This window comes from Bacillus sp. ISL-35 (genome assembly GCF_018613355.1).
GTDB lineage: Bacteria > Bacillota > Bacilli > Bacillales > Cytobacillaceae > Mesobacillus.
The window spans coordinates 385,837-406,319 of the sequence record NZ_JAGGQK010000002.1; the positions used below are offsets into that span (position 1 = coordinate 385,837).

The 20,483-nt window shown below is 42.5% G+C and carries 22 protein-coding genes; 15 read left to right on the top strand and 7 right to left on the bottom strand.

Annotated elements, in window-relative coordinates; all coding sequences use genetic code 11:
- Window positions 1–27 precede the first annotated feature (27 nt).
- From J7E38_RS05090 to ptsP, 5 genes are all read left to right on the top strand, one after another.
- A complete protein-coding gene (locus tag J7E38_RS05090) occupies window positions 28–972 on the top strand; it encodes an AAA family ATPase (protein ID WP_214709816.1) in 945 nt (314 codons plus the stop codon).
- 4 nt (window positions 973–976) lie between these two features.
- The gene (locus tag J7E38_RS05095) at window positions 977–2,173 is read left to right on the top strand and encodes a DUF58 domain-containing protein (protein WP_214709814.1); all 1,197 of its coding nucleotides are present in this window, start codon (window positions 977–979) and stop codon (window positions 2,171–2,173) included.
- Window positions 2,170–3,429, top strand: a complete 1,260-nt coding sequence (locus tag J7E38_RS05100; RefSeq protein ID WP_214709812.1) for a hypothetical protein — start codon at window positions 2,170–2,172, stop codon at window positions 3,427–3,429. The genes J7E38_RS05095 and J7E38_RS05100 overlap by 4 nt, the downstream gene beginning before the upstream one ends.
- Before the next feature lie 311 nt (window positions 3,430–3,740).
- On the top strand, window positions 3,741–4,007 hold the full coding sequence (locus tag J7E38_RS05105; protein WP_144474695.1) for a phosphocarrier protein HPr: 267 nt from the start codon (window positions 3,741–3,743) through the stop codon (window positions 4,005–4,007).
- Complete coding sequence (gene ptsP / locus J7E38_RS05110; protein WP_214709810.1) at window positions 4,007–5,722, top strand: phosphoenolpyruvate--protein phosphotransferase; 1,716 nt, start codon at window positions 4,007–4,009, stop codon at window positions 5,720–5,722. Before J7E38_RS05105 ends, ptsP begins: the two co-directional genes overlap by 1 nt.
- A gap of 677 nt (window positions 5,723–6,399) precedes the next feature.
- Here the strand turns inward: ptsP and J7E38_RS05115 are convergent.
- Window positions 6,400–7,065, bottom strand: a complete 666-nt coding sequence (locus J7E38_RS05115; RefSeq protein WP_214709808.1) for a GNAT family N-acetyltransferase — start codon at window positions 7,063–7,065, stop codon at window positions 6,400–6,402.
- Between the two features lie 239 nt (window positions 7,066–7,304).
- Here J7E38_RS05115 and J7E38_RS05120 point away from each other — a divergent pair, with 239 nt between their 5' ends.
- Both J7E38_RS05120 and J7E38_RS05125 read left to right on the top strand, forming a co-directional pair.
- The gene (locus tag J7E38_RS05120) at window positions 7,305–8,186 is read left to right on the top strand and encodes an NAD(P)-dependent oxidoreductase (protein WP_214709806.1); all 882 of its coding nucleotides are present in this window, start codon (window positions 7,305–7,307) and stop codon (window positions 8,184–8,186) included.
- Window positions 8,187–8,248: 62 nt separating this feature from the next.
- Window positions 8,249–8,425, top strand: a complete 177-nt coding sequence (locus J7E38_RS05125; RefSeq protein WP_167831916.1) for a hypothetical protein — start codon at window positions 8,249–8,251, stop codon at window positions 8,423–8,425.
- 39 nt (window positions 8,426–8,464) lie between these two features.
- Here J7E38_RS05125 and J7E38_RS05130 read toward each other — a convergent pair whose 3' ends face one another.
- Window positions 8,465–9,610, bottom strand: a complete 1,146-nt coding sequence (locus J7E38_RS05130; protein ID WP_214709804.1) for an aminotransferase A — start codon at window positions 9,608–9,610, stop codon at window positions 8,465–8,467.
- Between the two features lie 136 nt (window positions 9,611–9,746).
- Between J7E38_RS05130 and J7E38_RS05135 the strand changes: the two genes are divergently transcribed.
- The 3 genes from J7E38_RS05135 to J7E38_RS05145 all read left to right on the top strand — a co-directional run bounded on the left by J7E38_RS05135 (window position 9,747) and on the right by J7E38_RS05145 (window position 12,034).
- Window positions 9,747–10,220 carry a DinB family protein gene (locus J7E38_RS05135; protein WP_214709802.1) on the top strand — a complete coding sequence of 158 codons (474 nt, stop codon included), beginning with the start codon at window positions 9,747–9,749 and terminating at the stop codon, window positions 10,218–10,220.
- A 116-nt stretch (window positions 10,221–10,336) separates the two neighbouring features.
- On the top strand, window positions 10,337–10,906 hold the full coding sequence (locus J7E38_RS05140) for a dihydrofolate reductase family protein (RefSeq protein ID WP_214709800.1): 570 nt from the start codon (window positions 10,337–10,339) through the stop codon (window positions 10,904–10,906).
- A gap of 222 nt (window positions 10,907–11,128) precedes the next feature.
- A complete protein-coding gene (locus J7E38_RS05145; protein WP_214709798.1) occupies window positions 11,129–12,034 on the top strand; it encodes a chemotaxis protein in 906 nt (301 codons plus the stop codon).
- Between the two features lie 45 nt (window positions 12,035–12,079).
- Here J7E38_RS05145 and J7E38_RS05150 read toward each other — a convergent pair whose 3' ends face one another.
- Together J7E38_RS05150 and J7E38_RS05155 are read right to left on the bottom strand one after the other, a co-directional pair.
- On the bottom strand, window positions 12,080–12,550 hold the full coding sequence (locus J7E38_RS05150; protein WP_214709796.1) for a YkyB family protein: 471 nt from the start codon (window positions 12,548–12,550) through the stop codon (window positions 12,080–12,082).
- A gap of 110 nt (window positions 12,551–12,660) precedes the next feature.
- Entirely contained in the window at window positions 12,661–13,158 is a 498-nt protein-coding gene (locus J7E38_RS05155; RefSeq protein WP_214709794.1) for a L,D-transpeptidase family protein, read from the bottom strand.
- Window positions 13,159–13,360: 202 nt separating this feature from the next.
- Between J7E38_RS05155 and J7E38_RS05160 the strand changes: the two genes are divergently transcribed.
- Complete coding sequence (locus J7E38_RS05160) at window positions 13,361–15,478, top strand: sensor domain-containing protein (protein ID WP_214709792.1); 2,118 nt, start codon at window positions 13,361–13,363, stop codon at window positions 15,476–15,478.
- Here J7E38_RS05160 and J7E38_RS05165 read toward each other — a convergent pair whose 3' ends face one another.
- Entirely contained in the window at window positions 15,479–16,357 is an 879-nt protein-coding gene (locus J7E38_RS05165) for a metallophosphoesterase (RefSeq protein WP_214709790.1), read from the bottom strand.
- A 168-nt stretch (window positions 16,358–16,525) separates the two neighbouring features.
- Here J7E38_RS05165 and J7E38_RS05170 point away from each other — a divergent pair, with 168 nt between their 5' ends.
- Window positions 16,526–16,750, top strand: a complete 225-nt coding sequence (locus J7E38_RS05170; protein ID WP_214709788.1) for a hypothetical protein — start codon at window positions 16,526–16,528, stop codon at window positions 16,748–16,750.
- A gap of 41 nt (window positions 16,751–16,791) precedes the next feature.
- Here J7E38_RS05170 and J7E38_RS05175 read toward each other — a convergent pair whose 3' ends face one another.
- Entirely contained in the window at window positions 16,792–17,580 is a 789-nt protein-coding gene (locus J7E38_RS05175; RefSeq protein WP_214709786.1) for a C39 family peptidase, read from the bottom strand.
- Between the two features lie 171 nt (window positions 17,581–17,751).
- Between J7E38_RS05175 and J7E38_RS05180 the strand changes: the two genes are divergently transcribed.
- The 3 genes from J7E38_RS05180 to J7E38_RS05190 all read left to right on the top strand — a co-directional run bounded on the left by J7E38_RS05180 (window position 17,752) and on the right by J7E38_RS05190 (window position 20,156).
- Entirely contained in the window at window positions 17,752–18,960 is a 1,209-nt protein-coding gene (locus J7E38_RS05180) for an EAL domain-containing protein (protein WP_214709784.1), read from the top strand.
- A 73-nt stretch (window positions 18,961–19,033) separates the two neighbouring features.
- Window positions 19,034–19,276 carry a hypothetical protein gene (locus J7E38_RS05185; RefSeq protein ID WP_214709782.1) on the top strand — a complete coding sequence of 81 codons (243 nt, stop codon included), beginning with the start codon at window positions 19,034–19,036 and terminating at the stop codon, window positions 19,274–19,276.
- Window positions 19,277–19,487: 211 nt separating this feature from the next.
- Window positions 19,488–20,156 (top strand): DUF3993 domain-containing protein, encoded by a 669-nt coding sequence (locus tag J7E38_RS05190; RefSeq protein WP_214709780.1) that lies wholly within the window; start codon window positions 19,488–19,490, stop codon window positions 20,154–20,156.
- 87 nt (window positions 20,157–20,243) lie between these two features.
- On the opposite strand, the gene J7E38_RS05195 is transcribed toward J7E38_RS05190, so the two are convergent.
- Window positions 20,244–20,483: a glutaredoxin family protein gene (locus J7E38_RS05195; protein WP_214709778.1), complete on the bottom strand. Its 240-nt coding sequence runs from the start codon at window positions 20,481–20,483 to the stop codon at window positions 20,244–20,246.

Here is a 20,483-nt window from a genome sequence, read left to right on the forward strand (position 1 = left end):
TATATAAAGAATATAGGGGGATGGCGGATGGAATTAAAAGACAAGCTTGAACAGATGAAGGAGGAACTAAGGAAAGTTGTAGTTGGACGGGACCGGGAAGTCGAAATGATGGTCATATCCCTGTTGAATGATGGCCATATCCTAATGGAAAGTGTGCCGGGAACAGGAAAAACCCTTCTGGCGAAAACATTCGCAAACGTCATAACGGGTAAGTTTTCAAGGGTCCAATTTACACCTGACGTTTTGCCAAGTGACATAACAGGCATCCAGTTCTTCAATCCGAAGCTCCAGGAGTTTGAATTGAAACCAGGTCCTGTGGTTACCAATATCCTTTTAGCGGATGAAATAAATCGTGCTACACCCAGAACCCAGTCAAGTCTGCTGGAAGCAATGGAAGAACATCAGGTGACAATCGATGGCCATACGATTCCGCTGAACACTCCTTTTCTTGTCATTGCAACACAAAACCCGGTTGAATCACAGCAGGGTACCTTCCAGCTGCCAGTCGCGCAGATGGACCGTTTCTTCATTAAACTTTCGCTTGGGTATCCGGAAATCAATGAAGAAAAAGAAATGATCAAAAAGCACAGGTTTGGAACGGAAGCGGCAGGAATCAATGCTGTCTTTAAAGAGGAGGATATCCTCTTTCTAAAGCAGGAACTAAGGAAGGTTAAGCTGGCAGATGTGGTAGAAGAGTATCTGTTAAAAATAACAAGAGAAACAAGGAATCATGCCTCCATCGAATTGGGCATCAGTCCCCGGGGAACGCTTGCTTTAGTAAAAGCAGCCCAAGGCAGGGCGCTCGTTAAGGGACGAAGCTATGTGGTCCCAAATGATGTGAAGGAAATGGCGCCATTCGTCCTCGCTCACAGAATTTACCTGTCTGCAGAGGCCTCACTGACGATGACCCCGGAAAAAGTAGTCGCGGATTTGCTGGAATCTATCCCGCTTCCGGTAGAAGCTGAGGTTTGATGCCATGCAATGGAAAAAAACCGTGATTGAGGATCGCTTTTTATCCATTCTGGCTTTTCTCGGTATTTTATTGATGATTGCAAGCTTTTACATAAATTCATGGCTGATTTTCGGGGCTGGCCTTCTCATCATTTTTCTGGCATTCGCCAATTCCTATTATTTAAAACATATAGGAGAAGGGCTGTTTTTTGAAAATAACCGGAATCGCAATCGCTTTTTCATTGAAGACAGGGGAGAGTGGAACCTTCAGTTCTTCAATCAGGGCCTGCCCATCATGAATGGGAATATCTCTATCTATTTTGACAGTGCAGTTGTCCCAGCTTCAGCTGAATATCATATCCATCAATCAAGAGTAGATGTCAGCATGCCGTTTTCGATAGGACGAAAAGAAAAAATCAATATTCATATCCCTTTTCTTGCTGAAAAGCGGGGACTATCGAAAATCCGGAAGCTGGAGCTCCATATTCCGCATTTTTTTGGCTTCGGCGATACGATTCTTGAGTTTACAGATGTGATCAATATGGAGACACTTGTCTATCCAAGACCGCTAACGGTAAACAATATTGATCGTCACAAATCGGTCAAGCCTGGAAACAGTCCATCTATTTTCTCAGTTTTTGAAGACAATATGGGACCGGTTGGAACAAGGGATTATCTGCCGACCGACAGCTTCAACAGAATTAACTGGAAAGCAAGCGCACGGAGAATGACATTGCAGACAAAGGAATTTGAAAGAATCAATGAGGCTGGTGCTGTTTTGTTGATTAACGTCTCTGATGGATATTCAGTAACCAGTAAGCTTGAATTTTTAATGAGCAGCGCTGCCGAAATGGGTTATTTTTTTCATCGTAACAATATCCCATTCTCCCTTTGCATGAACATACGGTCTGCCGGGGCGACACCCTTTACCTATCTTCCATTAGGTTCAGGAAAAGATCATCTGCAAAAACTCCTGGATTTATTGGCGATTGCCGATTTTCATTCGCCCACCATTCCGCATGAACAAATGCTTTTCTTCTATAAAAGGCATTTGCCGCTGGCACCGGTAATGGTGTATGCGGGTGTTCGGACACCAAGGACGGATGGCTATATGCAAGAGTGGTCAAGGGGAGGGGTGCAGCTTTTCGAACTGCAGCAGCATAACGAAGCTGCATACCTTGAACCACTGAAAACCATGTTAAAGGATGTGGCGGGCAAATGAATCTTCGTGTCTTGCATGTCTTTTTTCGCTTTTATATCGAATGGACCTTTGCCAGCCTGATTATGGTGATTATGCATTTGTTGTCCTCACAGCAAATGCCATTTACTGCAGCAATGGCCATAGCGGCAGCAGCTTCGCTGGTTTTTGCGATTCTGTTGGAGCAAAGGCCAAATTTCGCTAAGCCATTGTATGTACTGGTCATTTTGCCGGTGATTGTTCTCTTTGGAAATGTAAGCGGCCTGGATCTATTGTATACAGGGATCATGGGTGTATTGGTCTTTTGGAGGATCCTGAAATTTCATGAGGATTCTACAAGTCATTCAGAAAGTGTTTGGCTTGTCGTCACCTTCCTCATAGGAGTGTTCGTTTCCCCGCTTGGATATTTTTATGGCGGGAGCTATTTAATGCAGATCGCGATCATTCTGATTTTTCAGTTGCTGTTTATCTTATTGGGACAATTTTTGCTAAAGTGGCTGGATATTGAAACGGCTGCGAAAAATAAGTTCGCTGTCACCTATTCCAGACTGCTGGGTGGTATACTGCTCATGGTCACGGCACTGACCTTTGGAAGAAATCTATTAAAGGAAATATTCTTTTTTGTCCTGCAGGCAATTGGGTGGATACTTTCCATGCTGTTATATCCACTTTTCTCCTGGATTGCCTCTCCTGTTATACAGGAAAGGGCAAGTAAAGTCATTCCAAACAGAAAGCCGAACGTGGAGAACGACCCTTCTTTTGAGAATGCCGTGCTTGGCTTTGACCCGAATTTCTGGGGACCCATTCTTTTTGTGTTGTTAGTCATGATCGCTTTTTACTTTATTTATAAAAAGTCCGGTTTGTTTAAAAAAGAACAAGGACCGAATGAAATCCAGGCGGGGTTTGTAACAAGTGCTCCGTTCAATGATTCTTCACTGAACAACATGCTTTCAAGAAAGCGGACAATAGTGCCCGCCAATCAAATAAGGAAAGAGATTTTTCAACTGGAAAAATTCGCACATAAAAAAGAACTGGGGAGACTTAATTTTGAAGCAATCAATGAATGGTTCGACAGACTGGGCATTCAATACGATGCAAGGACCATCCAGACATATGAAAAAGTCAGATATGGTGATGAACACGAAGAATCTTTAGAAGGATGGTTCAAAGAGGATATCAAGTCCATCAAGAAACAGTTCGTTTCACTAGAAAAACTTTACAAAGAAGAAAATAAAACAGGGTTGAAAGGCACCTTGAAAAATGTTTTAAAACGAAATTAAAATCATTTGTCACAATTTCGTTAAAATGAAAACGTTTTACTAAAAAAAATGCGCAAAACCTTTAAAAAACAAGGTTTTTTCATTGTCTATACTGGGGTGAAATGCTATTCTTTTGTGTGGGATGCCAATCCATATTTCTGAGGAAATGATTGGAAACAATATATGGTGTGAAAGAACAACACAAATGGGTAAAATACAAATATCATTTTGGCCAGGCCAGATTTTGACCTTTCGCTGAATTGAACCATTTAGTTTGGAAGGCATCATGTATGGTCATCTTAAACATTTATTTTAAAGGAGATTGATCTAGTATGGTACAAAAACAATTCAAGGTTGTTGCTGAAACAGGAATCCATGCTCGCCCTGCTACAATGCTTGTTCAGGCTGCAAGTAAGTTCGATTCTGAAATCCACTTAGAATATAAAGAAAAAAAGGTTAACCTTAAATCAATCATGGGTGTAATGTCATTAGGAATCGGCCAGGGTGCAGACATCGCGATCATCGCTGAAGGAAGCGACGAGCAAGATGCTCTTAATACGCTGGAAGAAACTCTTAAAAGAGAAGGTTTAGCTGAATAATGGGCTTTCTCCAGGGTATTGCTGCTTCAAATGGCATTGCCATCGCAAAAGCCTATAAGCTTGTCGAGCCTGATTTTTCTTTTGAGAAAAAATCGGTAGAAGCCCCTGCTGAAGAGGTTGCACGATTCCAGACAGCGCTTCAGACAGCCAAAGCTGAGCTTGAAAAAATCCGTGATCATGCGGGAACGGCTTTAGGTGCAGATAAAGCAGCGATTTTTGATGCACACCTTCTAGTACTAAGTGATCCAGAACTGATTTCACCCATCGAAGATAAAATCACAACTGAAAATGTCAATGCAGAACACGCATTGAAAGAAACGGCTGATATGTTCATTGGCATGTTCGAATCAATGGACAATGAATACATGAAAGAACGTGCGGCTGATATCCGCGATGTAACAAAGCGTGTGCTTGCACATCTGTTGGGGATCCAGATTCCTAATCCAAGCATGATTGCCGAAGAAGTGGTCATTGTTGCGGAGGATTTGACTCCATCCGATACTGCTCAGCTAAACCGCCAGTTTGTAAAAGGCTTCACAACCAATATCGGCGGCCGTACCTCACATTCTGCCATCATGGCTCGTTCCATGGAGATTCCTGCCGTTGTGGGCACGAAGGCAGCTACGGAAGAAATCAATAACGGCGATCTCGTTGTTGTGGATGGATTGAAAGGTGAAGTTCATTTCAATCCGACTCCTGAAGTGCTGGATGCATATAAAAAGATTCAGGAAGACTTTGAGAAGCAAAAAGCAGAATGGGCAAAGCTTGTTAATGAAAAATCAGTAACAGCAGATGGCCACCATGTAGAACTTGCCGCGAACATTGGGACACCGAAAGATTTAAAAGGTGTTGTTGAAAATGGCGGTGAAGCAGTAGGACTATACCGTACGGAATTCCTCTATATGGACAGGGACCAGCTTCCTACCGAAGAAGAACAGTTTACAGCATACAAAGCTGTTCTTGAAGGCATGGAAGGCAAACCAGTCGTTGTCCGCACATTGGATATCGGCGGCGATAAAGAGCTTCCATACCTTGACTTGCCAAAAGAAATGAATCCTTTCCTTGGTTTCAGGGCGATCCGTCTTTGCCTGGAGGAAGTTGATATTTTCCGTACACAGTTACGCGCTCTATTGCGTGCCAGCGTTTATGGCAACCTGAAGATTATGTTCCCGATGATCGCTACTCTTAATGAGTTCAGGGAAGCAAAAGCGATGCTGGAAGAAGAGAAAGCTAAGCTTGTAGAGGAAGGCATCAAGGTTGCCGACCACATCGAACTTGGAATCATGGTCGAAATCCCTTCAACTGCAGTTCTTGCAGACCAGTTCGCAAAGGAAGTCGACTTCTTCAGTATCGGAACAAATGACCTTATTCAATATACGATGGCCGCGGACAGGATGAACCAGCAGGTATCATACTTATACCAACCGTATAATCCGTCTATCCTTCGTTTGGTAAAAATGGTCATTGATGCAGCGCATAAAGAAGGAAAATGGGCTGGCATGTGCGGCGAAATGGCCGGAGACGAAACTGCGATTCCAATCCTGCTTGGTCTAGGTCTTGACGAGTTCTCCATGAGCGCTTCATCAATCCTGAAGGCACGCTCTTTGATCAGAAATCTGAACAAAGCCGATATGGAAAAGCTCGCTTCTGATGTTTTGAACATGAGCACAACAGAAGAAGTGGTCGAAGCAGTAAACAAAGCAGTCGCTTTGTAATATATTTGTAATATAAAAAATGTTTTAACCTATATCAGGCGGGTATAGATGAGTAAGCACTTTGGTTAGACTGAAAGTAAGCTAATCATTCTCATTTTCCCCCAGATTTGGCCGGCTGTTAATCAGCCGGCATTTTTTTGTGCAAAAAAATTAAATGTGGAAAGTCATGCGTTAAAACTTCCGAAAGCTAGAGCCACTTCAGACAGGTTTGAAGGAAAAAGCAGAAAAGCTGTCCGAAGCAGGATCAACTTCGGACAGGTTTGAAGAAAAAAGCAGAAAAGTTGTCCGAAGAGAGAGCATCTTCAGACAGGTTTGAAGGAAAAAGCAGAAAAGCTGTCCGAAGCAGGATCAACTTCGGACAGGTTTGAAGAAAAAAGCAGAAAAGTTGTCCGAAGAGAGAGCATCTTCGGACAGGTTTGAAGGAAAAAGCAGAAAAGCTGTCCGAAGAAGGAGCCACTTCAGACAGGTTTGAAGGAAGAAGCAGAAAAGCTGTCCGAAGAAGGGTCAACTTCGGACAGGATTGAAGGAAAAAGCAGAAAAGCTGTCCGAAGTGAGAGCAACTTCAGACAAGTTCATAAGGAAGAGCATCATAGCTGTCAAAAGCAGTCACATTGAACAGTTTAATAAAGTCCTGATAACGGTGACTTAATGACCGTACAAAAACAGCAGGAATACATCTAAGCTTTAAATGGGTTTTTCCACTCCATCAGCATTCCATAATTCAATGATTCTTCATCTTCCAGATAATTAGCCACCGGTTTTACCGGGGTACGTCCGCAGCGGAGCAAAAAGGAAACGACGGGGTCCTTCAATTCACCAGCAAGTACTTTTTCAATATACTGGTCAATCGACATGTGTGCAGCATAAAGGTGATAACCCGGCATCCTGCCGCCACCCAAAAGCCGATCCAATCCTAAATGAACCACTGTTTCATACATGCATTGCATCATCCATTTTCCAAGTCCCAATTTCCGATAGGCCGGGCTGATGCAAATATCGACTATGTATAGTGTATTGCCATTTGGGTCGTGATTCCGGATATAGCCATTATCTGTGATATCAGCCCAAGAATGATCTTCATCCCCATTTTTCAAATCAACAATCAGGCCGGTGATGGAGCCTGCAATCCTGCCATCGACTTCAACACAAATTGCACCTTCCGGGAACAAGCTAATATGATTTGTCAGCTGATCTTCATTCCACCAGAGATCCTCCGGAAAAGGCGGGGGGAAGGCTTCCTGCTGGACGCGGACTAACTGGTCGAAGTCATCTTTCCTATAATTTCTAAACGTTGCCTTGACAGGTTTATTATTGTCGTACACATAAATCTCTTTATAAAACATATTCACACCTCGGAAAGTCGTCATAACCACAGTATAGAAACTTTAGGCACACAAGGTCAACTCGAGAACCACTATATAAATTTAATGAATCTTTATGTTTGAAAAGACCAAGGAAGGGGTAACATAAGGGTGCGCATAAAAATGGTAGATCGCTCTGGAGGCCGGGATTAATTTCTCGGCCTTTTTTGATTCTAATGTTAGAATATATTTAAAATTAAAAAGGGGAAGAAGGAGTACATATGCTATCCAAAGAAGATACGGTAATTGGATTTATCGGAACTGGTGTGATGGGGAAAAGCATGGCAGGCCATCTGCTTGAAGCAGGCTATCAGCTTACGGTTTATACTAGGACAAAAGAAAAGGCAGCTGAATTGCTGGAAAAAGGGGCGGTCTGGTCAGAGTCACCACGTGAGGTTGCCCGAAAAGCAGATGTTGTTTTTACAATTGTCGGTTACCCATCAGATGTGGAAGAGGTTTATTTGGGCGAGGATGGACTCATTGCCAATGCGAAACCGGGCAGTTATCTGATTGATATGACCACATCGACCCCATCCCTGGCAAAGAAGATTTATGAAAAAGCAAAAGAAAAAGGAATCCATGCTATTGATGCTCCTGTTTCCGGCGGAGATGTCGGTGCCCGGGAAGCCAGGCTAGCGATTATGGTCGGCAGCGATGATGAGGCTTTCCTGGAAGTGGAACCATTGCTTAATATACTTGGTACGAATATAGTTCATCAGGGAGAGCCTGGTGCGGGTCAGCACACTAAGATGGCCAACCAGATTGCGATCGCTTCGAATATGATCGGTGTTTGTGAGGCAATCATCTACGCCGAAAAGGCCGGCCTTGATCCTGAGACCGTATTGAAAAGCATTTCGACCGGTGCTGCAGGCAGCTGGTCACTGTCAAACCTGGCACCAAGGATGATTGCAGGCAATTTCGAGCCTGGTTTCTTCATCAAGCATTTCATCAAGGATATGAAAATTGCCCTCGATGAAGCGAAGCGGATGGACATGGAAGTGCCTGGCCTCTCGATGGCTCTTTCATTGTATGAGCAGCTCGCGGAAAAAGGCGAAGAAAACAGCGGCACACAGGCGTTATATAAGTACTGGAAACAATCATAATATTTGCTAGTCATAGACCCCTCCCCAGGTAAAGATACTAAAACCTAAAGGAGGGGATTTCTATGGCTAAAAGGACAAAAAAGAATGATCCGCAGCAAAAAAACAAAAAAGGTTTTGACTCTGCTGTCATTGATTCTGAGTTCTCACATGAAATTGGCAGTGCTGCGACAAATAAAATCCATAAGGATAAAGCAAAAAAAGAGAAAGCTCCTAAAAATAACGGAAAATATAAGGGGTAATAAAAAGCCGTTCCTGCTGATTGAGGAACGGCTTTCAAGTTATTGGCGTAAATATCTCTCCAGACGGTCTAATCCTTCTTTAAGCGTGTCCATTGAATATGCATAGGAAAGGCGGAAATACCCCTCTCCAAATTCGGAGAATGCACTTCCGGGAACAACAGCCAGCTTTGCTTCTTTGACTAAATCCATACAAAAATCAAATGAAGAAATATCGGTTGCCGGAATTTTAATGAAAAAGTAGAACGCTCCTTCAGGCTTGATGACATCAAGTTCCATTGACTGGAGCCTTTTGAATACATAATCACGCCTAATGGCATACTCCTCTTTCATTGGCAATGCGTCATCAATCCCCGCCGTCAAAGCCTCCAATGCAGCCATTTGTGAAATCGAAGTTGCACAAGTCACATTGTATTGATGTACTTTCAGAATATGTTTTGCCAGATATTCAGGCGCAAAAAGCATCCCTATCCGCCAGCCTGTCATCGAGTGGGATTTGGAAAGCCCGTTAATGACAATCGTCTTTTCCCTCAGGAATTGGGCAATAGATACATGCTTCTGCTCGTAAACCAGTTCACTGTAAATTTCATCAGCCAGCACAAAAATATCCTTGTCCATCAGGAGTTGTGCAATTTCCAGGAGCTCGCTCTCATTCAGACTGACCCCGGTAGGATTTGATGGGTATGGGAGGACGATGCACCTTGTTTTTTCGGTAATCAGGCTCTCAATCAGTTCGGCTGTCATCCGGAATCCTGTATTCCTGATATCCGCATAGATTGGAGTGGCACCGCAAAGCTTGATGATCGGCTCGTATCCTGGATAGACAGGGCCGGGAAGGATCACCTCACAGCCTTCATCCAGGATGGTCCGGAAGGTGATATCAATCGCCTCACTTGCTCCTACGGTGATGATTGTTTCATGGTCAGCTGAATAATCGACATGGTATTTCTTTTTGTAAAAATCCGCTGCGGCCTCTCTTAGCTGAATCAGACCAGCATTATGTGTATATGTAGTGATATTTGACTCTATGGCTTGCTTGCCTGCTTCTTTAACATGTTCAGGCGTTTTGAAGTCAGGCTGTCCGATGGTCAAAGAAATCATATCCTCCACGTGGGCAACCATGTTGAAAAACTTCCTGATGCCTGATATCTCTATGTTTTTTACCCGATTATTAATTAAATGCTCCACTTATGACATCCCTCCAATGATCATTCCTATTTTACCATGTTAAAGTGGGAAGTTGTAAATTCATCTGCAAGGAAAAAGGGTTAATGAAAGAAGCAGCGAATATTAATTTAGGTAGAAATGGAAAGGGGTGTTCCACTTGGACTTGGAACAAATCAAAAAACATTATACAGAGTTCGATATCTGGATCCAATCATTAAGGAATCTTGATGACAGTGAATGGAATATGCCGCTAGGAGAGGGAAAGTGGGCGGTAGCAGCAGTAGTATCCCACCTGCTATTCTGGGATAAATTTTCATTGGAAAAACGATTTCCGTTTTTTAAAGAAGACGCTGTTCTGCCATCATTCCCTGATTTTCAGGAAATCAATGATATGGCACGTGATTATGCTGAAAATAACGCAACTAAGGACCAAATCCTTGATGAGCTCCTTGAGGTCCGTCAAGAGTTCCATGAAATGCTTGAACGCATGAATCAAGACGCTCTTGCCGTGTCATTCAAGATTTCTGATCATCAAATGACGACTGGTACATATTTTGCGGACTTTATCTGGCACGATCTTCATCATCAAAAACAAGTAGATGCTGTGTTAGGAAGGACAATCGCAAACTGATTTTCATAGGCAAACCATTTTTGGTTTGCTTTTAATATTTTTCAACTTAAAATAGTCTAAACCTTATTCAACAGAACAGAAGAATCAAAATCGGAATAATAAAAGGAAGAATAGTTATGTCAAATACCTTAAAACAAAGAAGAATAATTTTAGATTTAGCAGTTACTTTAGATGGTTTTATTGAAGGGAAAAATGGAGAGGTTGATTGGTGCATCATGGACCCTGATATGGGGTTTACTGACTTCCTAAATCAAATTGATACTATTTTATATGGTAGGAAAAGCTACGATTTATGGGGACAATATATTCCGAAAAATGAAGACACAGATACCGAAAAGGAAATTTGGGAATTGGTTCATCGTAAAAAGAAATATGTTTTTTCCAGAACACAGAATACGATTGATAATCAAGCGATACTTATAAATGATAATATCCTTGTAGAAGTAAATAAATTGAAGAAAGAGTCTGGTAAAGACATCTGGCTCTATGGCGGAGCAAGTCTCATTACAACTTTTATTAATCTTGGGCTTGTTGATGAATTTAGATTATCTATTCACCCTGTTGCTTTGGGAGAAGGAAAACCGTTGTTTATTGATTTAAAACAGAGGGTTAATTTAAAAATGGTTAATACAAGAACATTTTCCTCTGGCGTTGTGCAAATAATTTATCATTGGCATGGTAACTAAAAAAACTTTCACTTCAAAGATATATTGTAATAAATAATGTAAGTTCATATTCGACAGTTGTTTTACGTATTGATTGCTAAAGGGGAATCCATAAATAATGGGTTCCCCTTAATAATGTGTAATCATCAATAAAATTTTAACAGGGCCATTTGCTAAAGGGTATTATCCGATCTGCCGATAATAGGTATATAGTACCCATATTTTTTATAGAGAAGGAAGAGCATGATGAATGATAGCAGTATTTTATTAGAATCGGGCACGAATGAACTGGAAATTGTCGAGTTCGGGATCGGCCAGAATAAATTTGCCATAAATGTTATGAAAGTGAAAGAAATCCTCAATCCGGTCCCGGTCGTGGAGATTCCTCAGTCGCATCCATTTGTGGAGGGAATTATGGAACTGAGGGGTGAGGTGCTTCCTGTTATCAATGTGGCGTCTGCTTTAGGACTGACGCAGTCAGCCAATCCTCAAATGGATAAATTCATAGTTGCGGAATTCAATCGGCAAAAGACGGTATTCCATGTGCATACCGTTTCGCAGATCCATCGTATTTCATGGACTCAGATCGAGAAACCATCCGATTTGTATCAGGGTCAGGAGAGCCAGGTGATCGGAGTGATCAAACTGGCAGGAGAGATGGTTCTGTTCCTGGATTTTGAAAAGATTCTTCTTGAGATCAATCCTGATTCTGGGGTGAAAATCAGTGATGTCAAAAAGCTGGGGCCTCGAGAACGTTCTTCGAAAAAAATCGTGATTGCAGAAGATTCTGCGATGTTAAGAAAAATGCTTCATGACACATTGAGTGAAGCAGGATTCGAGAATCTGGAGTTTTTCGAGAATGGGCAGGATGCAATCACTTATCTTGAGCATTTGACAGCGAACCCACAGGAGTTACCCGGGGCAGTCCAGCTTGTGATTACCGATATTGAAATGCCCCAGATGGATGGCCACCATTTGACAAAGAGGATAAAGGAGCATCCGGTCCTGTCAAAGCTTCCGGTGATCATCTTTTCTTCGTTGATCACGAACGAGCTCCGCCATAAGGGAAGTGTTGTGGGTGCGGATGCCCAGATCAGCAAGCCGGAGATTGCACAGTTGGTTCTGAAGATTGATGAATTGATTTTATAAGGCAGATTGTCTATAAAAATAGAAAGCTGGGCTTCCAGCTTTCTTTTACGGATATCTTTCGCCAAGCTTTTTAAATACGGGTTTTACATATTTTCTTGTCCTGGCAGTTCCGGAAGCTTCCTGGGCCTCTTTTAACCCAGTGTAGGATGACAATAATTTTTTCGCGTTGGTCAGCGATATTGATGCTCTCGGGTTCCTGACAGCCTGATCAAGCTTTCCCAGGTGGGGCAGCTGCTCAAAATCCTGTTTAGTCGGCGGGATATGGAACGTATAATCACCGCAAACCACCAGTACGTCTGACTGCTGCTGGCTGTTTCTTGGATTGTTTGAGAAATGAAGACCAGTTTTTTTGGCTTTTCCTTCCCTGAGCATTTTTTTTATCGCATCATGTTTTAACTGATAAAGAAATTTCGGATTTGGAGCAGTCTTGGCATGACGGTTCACTGTGAAGATAGCTTGCGAGAGGTTCTCAATCGTTGGACGGAGTTGGGGAATATTGTTCCTTTCATTCTTCAATGGGTTAGGCTCCTTTCTGCATTAGCACCTATGCAAGTCCTTATTAACCATATTTCTATTATAACCTTTATTTGGCTTTTTGAGAAATAGAAGCCTTTCATCGAGCATTTTTATGGCCTGATGGCTACTCTTGTTCCGTTCGGTACCTGCCGGGCTAACTCGAGAACATCTTTGTTTTGCATGCGTATACATCCTTTTGAAACAGACTTGCCGATGGAGGCAGGGTTATTTGTTCCATGGATTCCATACCCAAGCTTGGAAAGAGATAACCACATTACGCCATAAGGTCCGCCAGGGTTGGGTTCTCTGTTGACAATGACAAATTCTCCGACGGGGGTTTGGGTCAGCATTTTCCCGATGCCGACAGGGTATGTTTTTACTAATTTGCCTGCTCTGTATAAACTGAGCCTTTTGCTGGTTAATGATACCGAAATGGAGTAAGGAATGGAAGCAGGATCCGGAAGTCCGGGAATTGAAATACGCTGGCCTGGATAAATGAGCGCAGGATTGATGATCCCGGGATTCGCTGATAGGATTTGACTTAGGGGCCGTCGATAATTTGCTGCGATAACGGCCAAAGTTTCGCCTCGCTTAACAATATGATACATAAAATCTCCTCCTCTGCATCAGCTTATGCCTGTTGTAAGAGAAGGGCACCTTGCGATTTTTCGATGTCGATTTTTAGCGAAAATTTGTAAATATTTAAAAAATAGTATCGTTTTTCCTTATTCGAAAAGGTAAAATAGGGATATAAAACTATTTCGGATCATGGACCAGGTACAAATGTACTTCTGGAATGAGGATGGTTAGATGAATCAAATGAAGCAATCACGAATCACAAAAAGAAGGAGCATGCCGGCTCCCAATAAAATCGAACAGATGATTTCAGATATCATCTTTAAACATGTGAAGGATCTCGTTTTTATCATGGAGGTAGAACCGGGATACCAATTCCGTTATTTATTTGCGAATGAAAACGGACTGCTCCACGCGGGAATGAACCCGCGTGATATTGGCAAGACGATGGAGGAAGTATTGCCGGTTAATCGGTTGGCCCCCTTGCAGCAGCAGTATTTAAAAGCCGTGAATAAAGGACAGGAAGTCGTTTTCCATGATCAAGTCGATCTTGAGAATGACAAACAGGTTCTTGGTGAGACACTGCTGACTCCGGTCAAGAATGAGTCAGGGGATGTACAATATGTTGTAGCGGTCACTCGGGATATTACCGAAACCCTGAAGGAAAAGAATCGATTGATTGACAGCGAGCAGCGCTATCGATCACTTATTGATCATAATCTTGATGCTGTTTTTTCAATTGACCTTAGAGGGAAAATCCTTGATGTCAACCCCGCTGCCCAACTATTGACAGGATATACGGGCAAACAGCTTAAATCGCGGAAGATCACCAGCTTGATTTGCGAGAGTGACCTGCCGCCATTTCACGAGCTATTGACTGATACGAAACATGGAAATGCGAAGGAATCGCTTGATTGCCGCTTCATGCACCGAAAAGGCAATTTCCTTACTGTCCATTTGAAGACAATACCAATTGTGATCCATTCTGAAATAAAAGGAATGTATATCATTATACGGGATCTTTCTGAACAGGCTAAAAATACAGAGTTGATTAGATACATGGCATTCCACGATCAGCTTACAGGGCTGCATAACCGTAGGGCACTTCTCGATCATCTTGATACTCTTGTGAAAAACAGAATGAAGCAAAAGACTCCCTTCGCCCTTCTCTTTCTGGATATCGATCGTTTCAAGTACCTGAACGATACACTGGGGCATTTTGTTGGCGACCAGATTCTAAAACAGGTTGCAGATCGGCTGGTCGAAATACAAAAAGTAAACTGTACTGTCTACAGACAGGGCGGTGACGAATTCATCATTGTCCTTGAAGAAACAGGCAGGCTAGCCGCAGGTGAATTCGCACAAAAAATATTATCCAGATTCAATGAATCTTTTTATTTCAATTCCCAGGAGTATTATATAACACCGAGCATCGGAATCAGCCTATATCCCAATGACGGGAGGGACGCTGAATCATTGATCAAATATGCGGACGAAGCATTATATAGCGTGAAAGATAAAGGGAAAGCACACTACCAATTTTATCGTTCGGACATGCAATCAACTGGCATCAATGTCATTACCCTTGAGGCCCATTTGCGAAAAGCAATCGAACGGGAAGAGCTGGAACTTTATTTTCAGCCGCAGGTGAACTTAACTACCAATGAGATATCCAGCTTTGAAGCTTTACTTCGATGGAACAGCACTGAATTAGGCTTTATTTCCCCGGCTGAGTTTATTCCGCTTGCAGAAGATACCGGGTTGATCATCCCGATTGGCAACTGGGTCATTGACAGGGCATGCCGGCAGATCAGAGAATGGTCGGACAAGGCAGGGAGGCCAATCAGGATTGCCGTCAATATTTCTCCGAAACAATTTTTGCAGCTGGATTTAGTCAGGGTAATCAAGAGTGCGGTTGAGCAGCACCATATTGATCCCGCCCTTCTGGAAATTGAGATTACAGAGGGAGCAATGCAGGATACGAAAGAAACAATCCCAACCCTGAAACGTTTGAAAAACCTGGGAATCAAAATCTCCGTTGATGATTTTGGGACAGGGTACTCATCACTCAGTTATTTAAAGCAGTTTCCTATTGATGTATTGAAAATTGACCAGAGTTTCATAGGGGATATCAAGTATAACGGCAAGGATGCCGCCATCATTACAACCATCATCCACCTGGGCAAAAGCCTGGGCATGGAAGTGATTGCAGAAGGTGTCGAAGAACAAAGCCAGGTGGAATTCCTGACAAATGCCGATTGCGAGAAAGCCCAGGGGTTCTTTTTTGCCAGACCTTTGAAAGTGGTTGAAGCAGAGGAGAGATTCATCCTCAAATCGACAACAAGCAGCTGATCAGCTGCTTGTTTTTTTGAGTGTAAATAATGTAAGTTCAGGCTGTGACAAAAATCTGAATGGAAGCCTGGTTGTTCCAAGTCCGCGATTCACATATAGTTTGAATTCCTTGTTGTTTCCTGCGTCATAGAAGCCTTCTACGTATTTTTCGGCATATGGCGGCGTAACCAGTGGACCGTAAAAGGGTATCTGGATTTGTCCGCCGTGGCTGTGTCCGCTCAGCTGCAACTGAATAGAATAATGTGCTGCTTCATCTGCTTTGTCAGGAGCATGGGACAAGAGGATGGTGTAAGAGTCTTTGGGTATATTGGACATAGCCTCTTTCAAATTAGGCTTGCCAAGCATGGCATCGTCAATGCCGGTAATCCAGATCGAACTGCCATCAAGAAGCCTGACAGCAGCGGAATCGTTCAGCAACAAGGAGAAACCTGATTGTTCCATCATTTGTTTATATAGGTCTGAACCGTATCCCCCATGATCGTGATTCCCATATACAGCAAATTTTCCAAGGGGAGCCTCTAACTGGCTTAACAGAGTAGTGATTTTCTTTTTCTTATCTGTAAAATGCCGAGGGTCATCAAGTAAATCGCCTGTAAACACAATCAAATCCGGATTCAGTTGATTAATCTTGGCAACCAGTTTCGCAAGCTGTTCAATTGTATATTGAAAACCAATATGTGTATCGCTGAATTGGATGATCTTAACTCCGTCAAATCCTGCCGGCAGCGTGGCGCTCCCGATGGTATGGCGGGTGACATCAAGCATTCGGGGCTCGACTTCACGGGCATAGAAATAGCCTCCAGTGGTGAGTCCGCCTGCAGCCAAAATCGTGCCGACTGCCTTTTTTATAAACTTCCTCCGGGTGATTTGTTCAGACATGAAAAATACCAACCTATCTCCAAATTTTCTCTACTATACTAGCAAACAAACATGGAAAAAAGAAGTGCCATTTTAGGGAAGGAACTCATTTATGTGTTTCTTGGCCATTACTCTGGGGAAGAGAAAGGAAAAGTATGACTTGTCCTTTCAGCAAAAGAGGTGTTGTTGATGAAATATTATGATATGAGAATGGAAATAATGTTTATACCGATGAAAAATGGCTATTTAAAAGTTTTTGTTTCCGGTTTTGACCGGTTAGGAACCTGGGGCAACGCGATCGCTGTCTTTAATGGTGTATCGGCTACAGCAAAGGGTTTTAATAAGAAGAGGACAATCGTCCATTCTATTGCGAAACTCCATAAATCGCTTGAGAAGAAGAGCGGTGGCAAGTAAAAGAGAAAAGGCCGGAATGGAATCCAGCCTTTATCTGTGTTTTACCGGTAACTGACTGCTCTTGATTGCATCGCTTTCCATGTTTCAATAAATCGCTGCTTGTTAACAGGCACTTGTTTTCGGCCTGACAGAGGGTCGTTCAGATAGACAGTAGTGTCATTGAACCCAACAAGGACGACTGCGTGTAAGTCGAGTGGCGTTTTTATGACTTCGCTGCCATGTGTCCATGATTCCCAACGATCAGGAAGACGATAGTCACCGGTCGTCCACACGACGGCCGGGTAACCGGAAGCCACATGGTTTAGAACAGTCTCGAAGTCTTTGCCGGTCAAATTCACCGCCCGGCCTGGAAGGTAATGGTTGATCAACTCTTCCATTGGTCTATCAAAAACTGCATACCCTGCACGTTTCCCTGTCATATCTCCAACAAAGCCTTCGGCTGGATCACCCCAGCTTATAATATCCCCGTTTGCAGATCGCTTTAGAGGATCTTTATCTTTTTTTATCTCATTGAAAAGCTTCATTTTATTCGTTTCAGCCCCGGCATACTTCAGCATCATCGCCAGGCTGGTTACTTCACATCCATACTTTAATTCTGGATTTTGTTTGATCAAGGGTACATTCATCACTATCTGTTTATCACGCTGTTGCTGTACTTCTTGTTTCTGCTCTGGTTTCGGGACCGCCAGTTCCTGAATCTGTTCAGGAACTTCCTTGATAACGAGTGGTTCATGGTCTGTTTTGAGGGTCTGTGTTTGGTTTTCGGCGGGCGAGCCGTGGCTGCATCCAAGCAATGGAAGAATAATGCCGATGAAATGCCACGGTTTCATGTCATCATCCTTCCATAAGCTCTGCTATTATCTTTAGCCATCTGGATGCTTTTATGACTTGTCGAAAATGGAAACAGTGTAACTGAGGGATTTATCATATTGTGGTAAAATCGTTCATATCAAAGTAATGGATAGGAAAATGCGCAGATTTTGAAGGGAGGTTGAGTTTTTTTGGATGCTCTTGATATATTAACCGACCTTGAGCATGTTGTTCCATACTTTCAGCCAATTTTTAATGCGGAAGAACATAAAATCATTGGATATGAAATATTAGGACGATATGTTGGCGATAAGGAAGAAATAAGTCTTGGTTCTTTTTTTGAAGATGACATGATACCTGAAGAATACCGGATAGAAGTGGAGAATGTCGTACTTAGCAAAGCTCTTGAAATAGCCTCCAGTGCAGGCGAGAAGGATCTGCTGTGGTTCGTTAACCGGGATGCGGAATTATTGATGATGGATGATGGTGAAGGATTTTTGCAAATGGTCCTCTCTTTCCAGGAAAAAGGCGTTCGTCCAGAACATATTGTCCTTGAAATATCTGATCGCCATGTCCAAAGCCATATCGAGCATCTGATCAATTACTATAAATCCTACGGAATAAAAATCGCGATGGATAAAGTAGGAAGTGAAAGCAGTTATCTAAACCGTATAGCAGGTATTGAACCAGAAATACTAAAAATTGATATGTCCTCACTCCGGTCCAATAATACCGGCCCGGCTTACCTGGATGTCCTTCATTCCTTGTCCATCCTCGCCCGTAAAATTGGTGCAGCGATATTATTTGAAAACATTGAAACACCATACCAGCTGCAATTTGCCTGGAAGAACGGAGGCAGGTTCTATCAAGGGTTTTACTTAAAAAGACCTGATCATGGCTTAGTGGACAAAGAGATACTCAAGGATAAATTAAAGGACGAAATCCACGGGTTTATTTTATCCGAGAAGAAACGGCTTCAGTCATTTTATGATTTGCGGATTGAATTGAACAGCAAGTTTCAGGAATTGATCAGCAAGTATAAAAAAGAACAAAGCCCAAGTGAGTTATTGATGGCTCTCGGTGATCGCATGGATGGGGTTGCGTTCCGGATGTATGTATGTGATGAAGACGGATTCCAGCTGTCACCTAATCTTTATAAGGCAGGGAATGAGTGGCTTTTGCAGCCCGAATATGAAAATAAGAACTGGAGTTGGCGCCCATATTTTCTTGAGAATATCATCCGAATGAGAGGCGGAAAAAAAGGGATCCTGTCAGATCGCTACAGTGACATAGAAACCGGGGAAGTCATTAGGACTTTTTCGCTGCCATTGAATGAAAAGGAGTTTCTGTTCGTTGACTTATGTGCCTCTTTTTTGCATGTAAGAGAAGGGTTATTTTGACAGGGTGAATGGCGAATAGGAAAGCGGATTAAGCACAATTTATATATACAGCCTTCTATAAAGGGGGATTTATATGAGTATCTATACGACAATGCTTTTATTAGCAGGCGCGGGTGTGCTGGCTGGCGGTCTGTTCTATACCTGGGCATTAGGCAAGGGACAGAAAAGAGCGCAGGGTAATCTTGATTCCCAGGTTCCAGGAGCTGTCCAGGAGCACGCATATATCCGTAATCCAATCTTTTTAACCTATATCATTGTTCTTTCAATCGCCCTGTTGTTCGTCGTTTATTTTGCGGTGACCACAGCCAGGTATTAACCTCCAAGTTTGGGGGTTATTTTTTTTTCCCTGATAAACCAACAATTTTTTCACTATTTGCGTTAGTTCGAGCGAGTATAGGGTAATTTGAGAATAAGAAGCCGCTTTTTATGTCAGATGGTGAAGTTATTTTACGAATGAATTTCATAATTATATAGGGTAAATCTTGGTAAAATTGTATGTACCAGTCATCAAGAAAGAGGGGGAGAAAATGGACAAGCGCTCTAAGCTATTATTTCTTTTATTTGGATTTTTTGTTTTGTTCGTCCCGGCCAATGCATACGCACAGTCAGATCTGCATGACAGGGAAGAAGTTTTCGAATTCCTCGGGATAGCTTTTGATTCACAGGTCTCGTTAAGTGAAAAGGGGAGGAGTATGGAGGAGATTGACAGCATCCTTGACCCTTATTTTACAGATGCGTACAAGTCAGGATTCATTGAAGAAAACGTTGTCGGCCAGGAAAATGATTTCCAGACATATGGAACCGACTTTGCTCCATATTATATCCCGTTTTACGCATTTTCCGAAAAAACAAAAGTTGTGGAAACCGAAAATGAAATTTATGTTGTTGAGTTTTTCCCAGCCACTACTGAAGGCCCGGTAGGCTATGAAGATCATTATGAAGGATTGAAGCTTGTTAAAGAAAAGGACGGGTGGAAGGTCGCTGAATATTTGTATGATCAGGTGCCCCAGGAAGTAATTCATCAGGCATATCCTGAGAAAGTGAAGGATCAGCAGGCTGCTAAACCCGAAAGTGAAGATAAGCCGTTCACCGGTGATATCGTTTTTGGGCCGAATTTCTCGACATTAAACACGTTCATGGAATTAGGCGTGGTATTCCAGAACGAAAGCAGGACCATTCTATTTGGTCTATTATAAAGGTGGAAGAGGTGCCTCAAATGGCACCTCTTCTTTTGTGTTTTTGTCCGAATTGAGTGTGTTTTTCGCACGATGCAACACTTTTTATCATTCTTTTATATCCAGGACTTGTTTTAACCGCTCGAGATCGAACCCTGTGATGACTTCTTCACCTACTACAATCGTAGGTGTTGAGTAGGAGTTGTAAGTATGTGTCAGCTCCTGCCTGCTGCTGTCATCTTCACTGATGTTCTTTTCGGTAAAAGAAAAATTGAATTCAGTCAGGAACATTTTAATGATTTTGCAGGAAGGGCAATCATTTTGTGTATACACGATGATGTCATTCAT

Coding starts and splice junctions, on each gene's coding strand:
- J7E38_RS05090 (WP_214709816.1), top strand. CDS start 28: ATGGAATTAAAAGACAAGCTTGAACAGATGAAGGAGGAACTAAGGAAA.
- J7E38_RS05095 (WP_214709814.1), top strand. CDS start 977: ATGCAATGGAAAAAAACCGTGATTGAGGATCGCTTTTTATCCATTCTG.
- J7E38_RS05100 (WP_214709812.1), top strand. CDS start 2,170: ATGAATCTTCGTGTCTTGCATGTCTTTTTTCGCTTTTATATCGAATGG.
- J7E38_RS05105 (WP_144474695.1), top strand. CDS start 3,741: ATGGTACAAAAACAATTCAAGGTTGTTGCTGAAACAGGAATCCATGCT.
- ptsP (WP_214709810.1), top strand. CDS start 4,007: ATGGGCTTTCTCCAGGGTATTGCTGCTTCAAATGGCATTGCCATCGCA.
- J7E38_RS05115 (WP_214709808.1), bottom strand. CDS start 7,065: ATGTTTTATAAAGAGATTTATGTGTACGACAATAATAAACCTGTCAAG.
- J7E38_RS05120 (WP_214709806.1), top strand. CDS start 7,305: ATGCTATCCAAAGAAGATACGGTAATTGGATTTATCGGAACTGGTGTG.
- J7E38_RS05125 (WP_167831916.1), top strand. CDS start 8,249: ATGGCTAAAAGGACAAAAAAGAATGATCCGCAGCAAAAAAACAAAAAA.
- J7E38_RS05140 (WP_214709800.1), top strand. CDS start 10,337: ATGTCAAATACCTTAAAACAAAGAAGAATAATTTTAGATTTAGCAGTT.
- J7E38_RS05145 (WP_214709798.1), top strand. CDS start 11,129: ATGATGAATGATAGCAGTATTTTATTAGAATCGGGCACGAATGAACTG.
- J7E38_RS05155 (WP_214709794.1), bottom strand. CDS start 13,158: ATGTATCATATTGTTAAGCGAGGCGAAACTTTGGCCGTTATCGCAGCA.
- J7E38_RS05160 (WP_214709792.1), top strand. CDS start 13,361: ATGAATCAAATGAAGCAATCACGAATCACAAAAAGAAGGAGCATGCCG.
- J7E38_RS05165 (WP_214709790.1), bottom strand. CDS start 16,357: ATGTCTGAACAAATCACCCGGAGGAAGTTTATAAAAAAGGCAGTCGGC.
- J7E38_RS05170 (WP_214709788.1), top strand. CDS start 16,526: ATGAAATATTATGATATGAGAATGGAAATAATGTTTATACCGATGAAA.
- J7E38_RS05175 (WP_214709786.1), bottom strand. CDS start 17,580: ATGAAACCGTGGCATTTCATCGGCATTATTCTTCCATTGCTTGGATGC.
- J7E38_RS05185 (WP_214709782.1), top strand. CDS start 19,034: ATGAGTATCTATACGACAATGCTTTTATTAGCAGGCGCGGGTGTGCTG.
- J7E38_RS05190 (WP_214709780.1), top strand. CDS start 19,488: ATGGACAAGCGCTCTAAGCTATTATTTCTTTTATTTGGATTTTTTGTT.
- J7E38_RS05195 (WP_214709778.1), bottom strand. CDS start 20,483: ATGAATGACATCATCGTGTATACACAAAATGATTGCCCTTCCTGCAAA.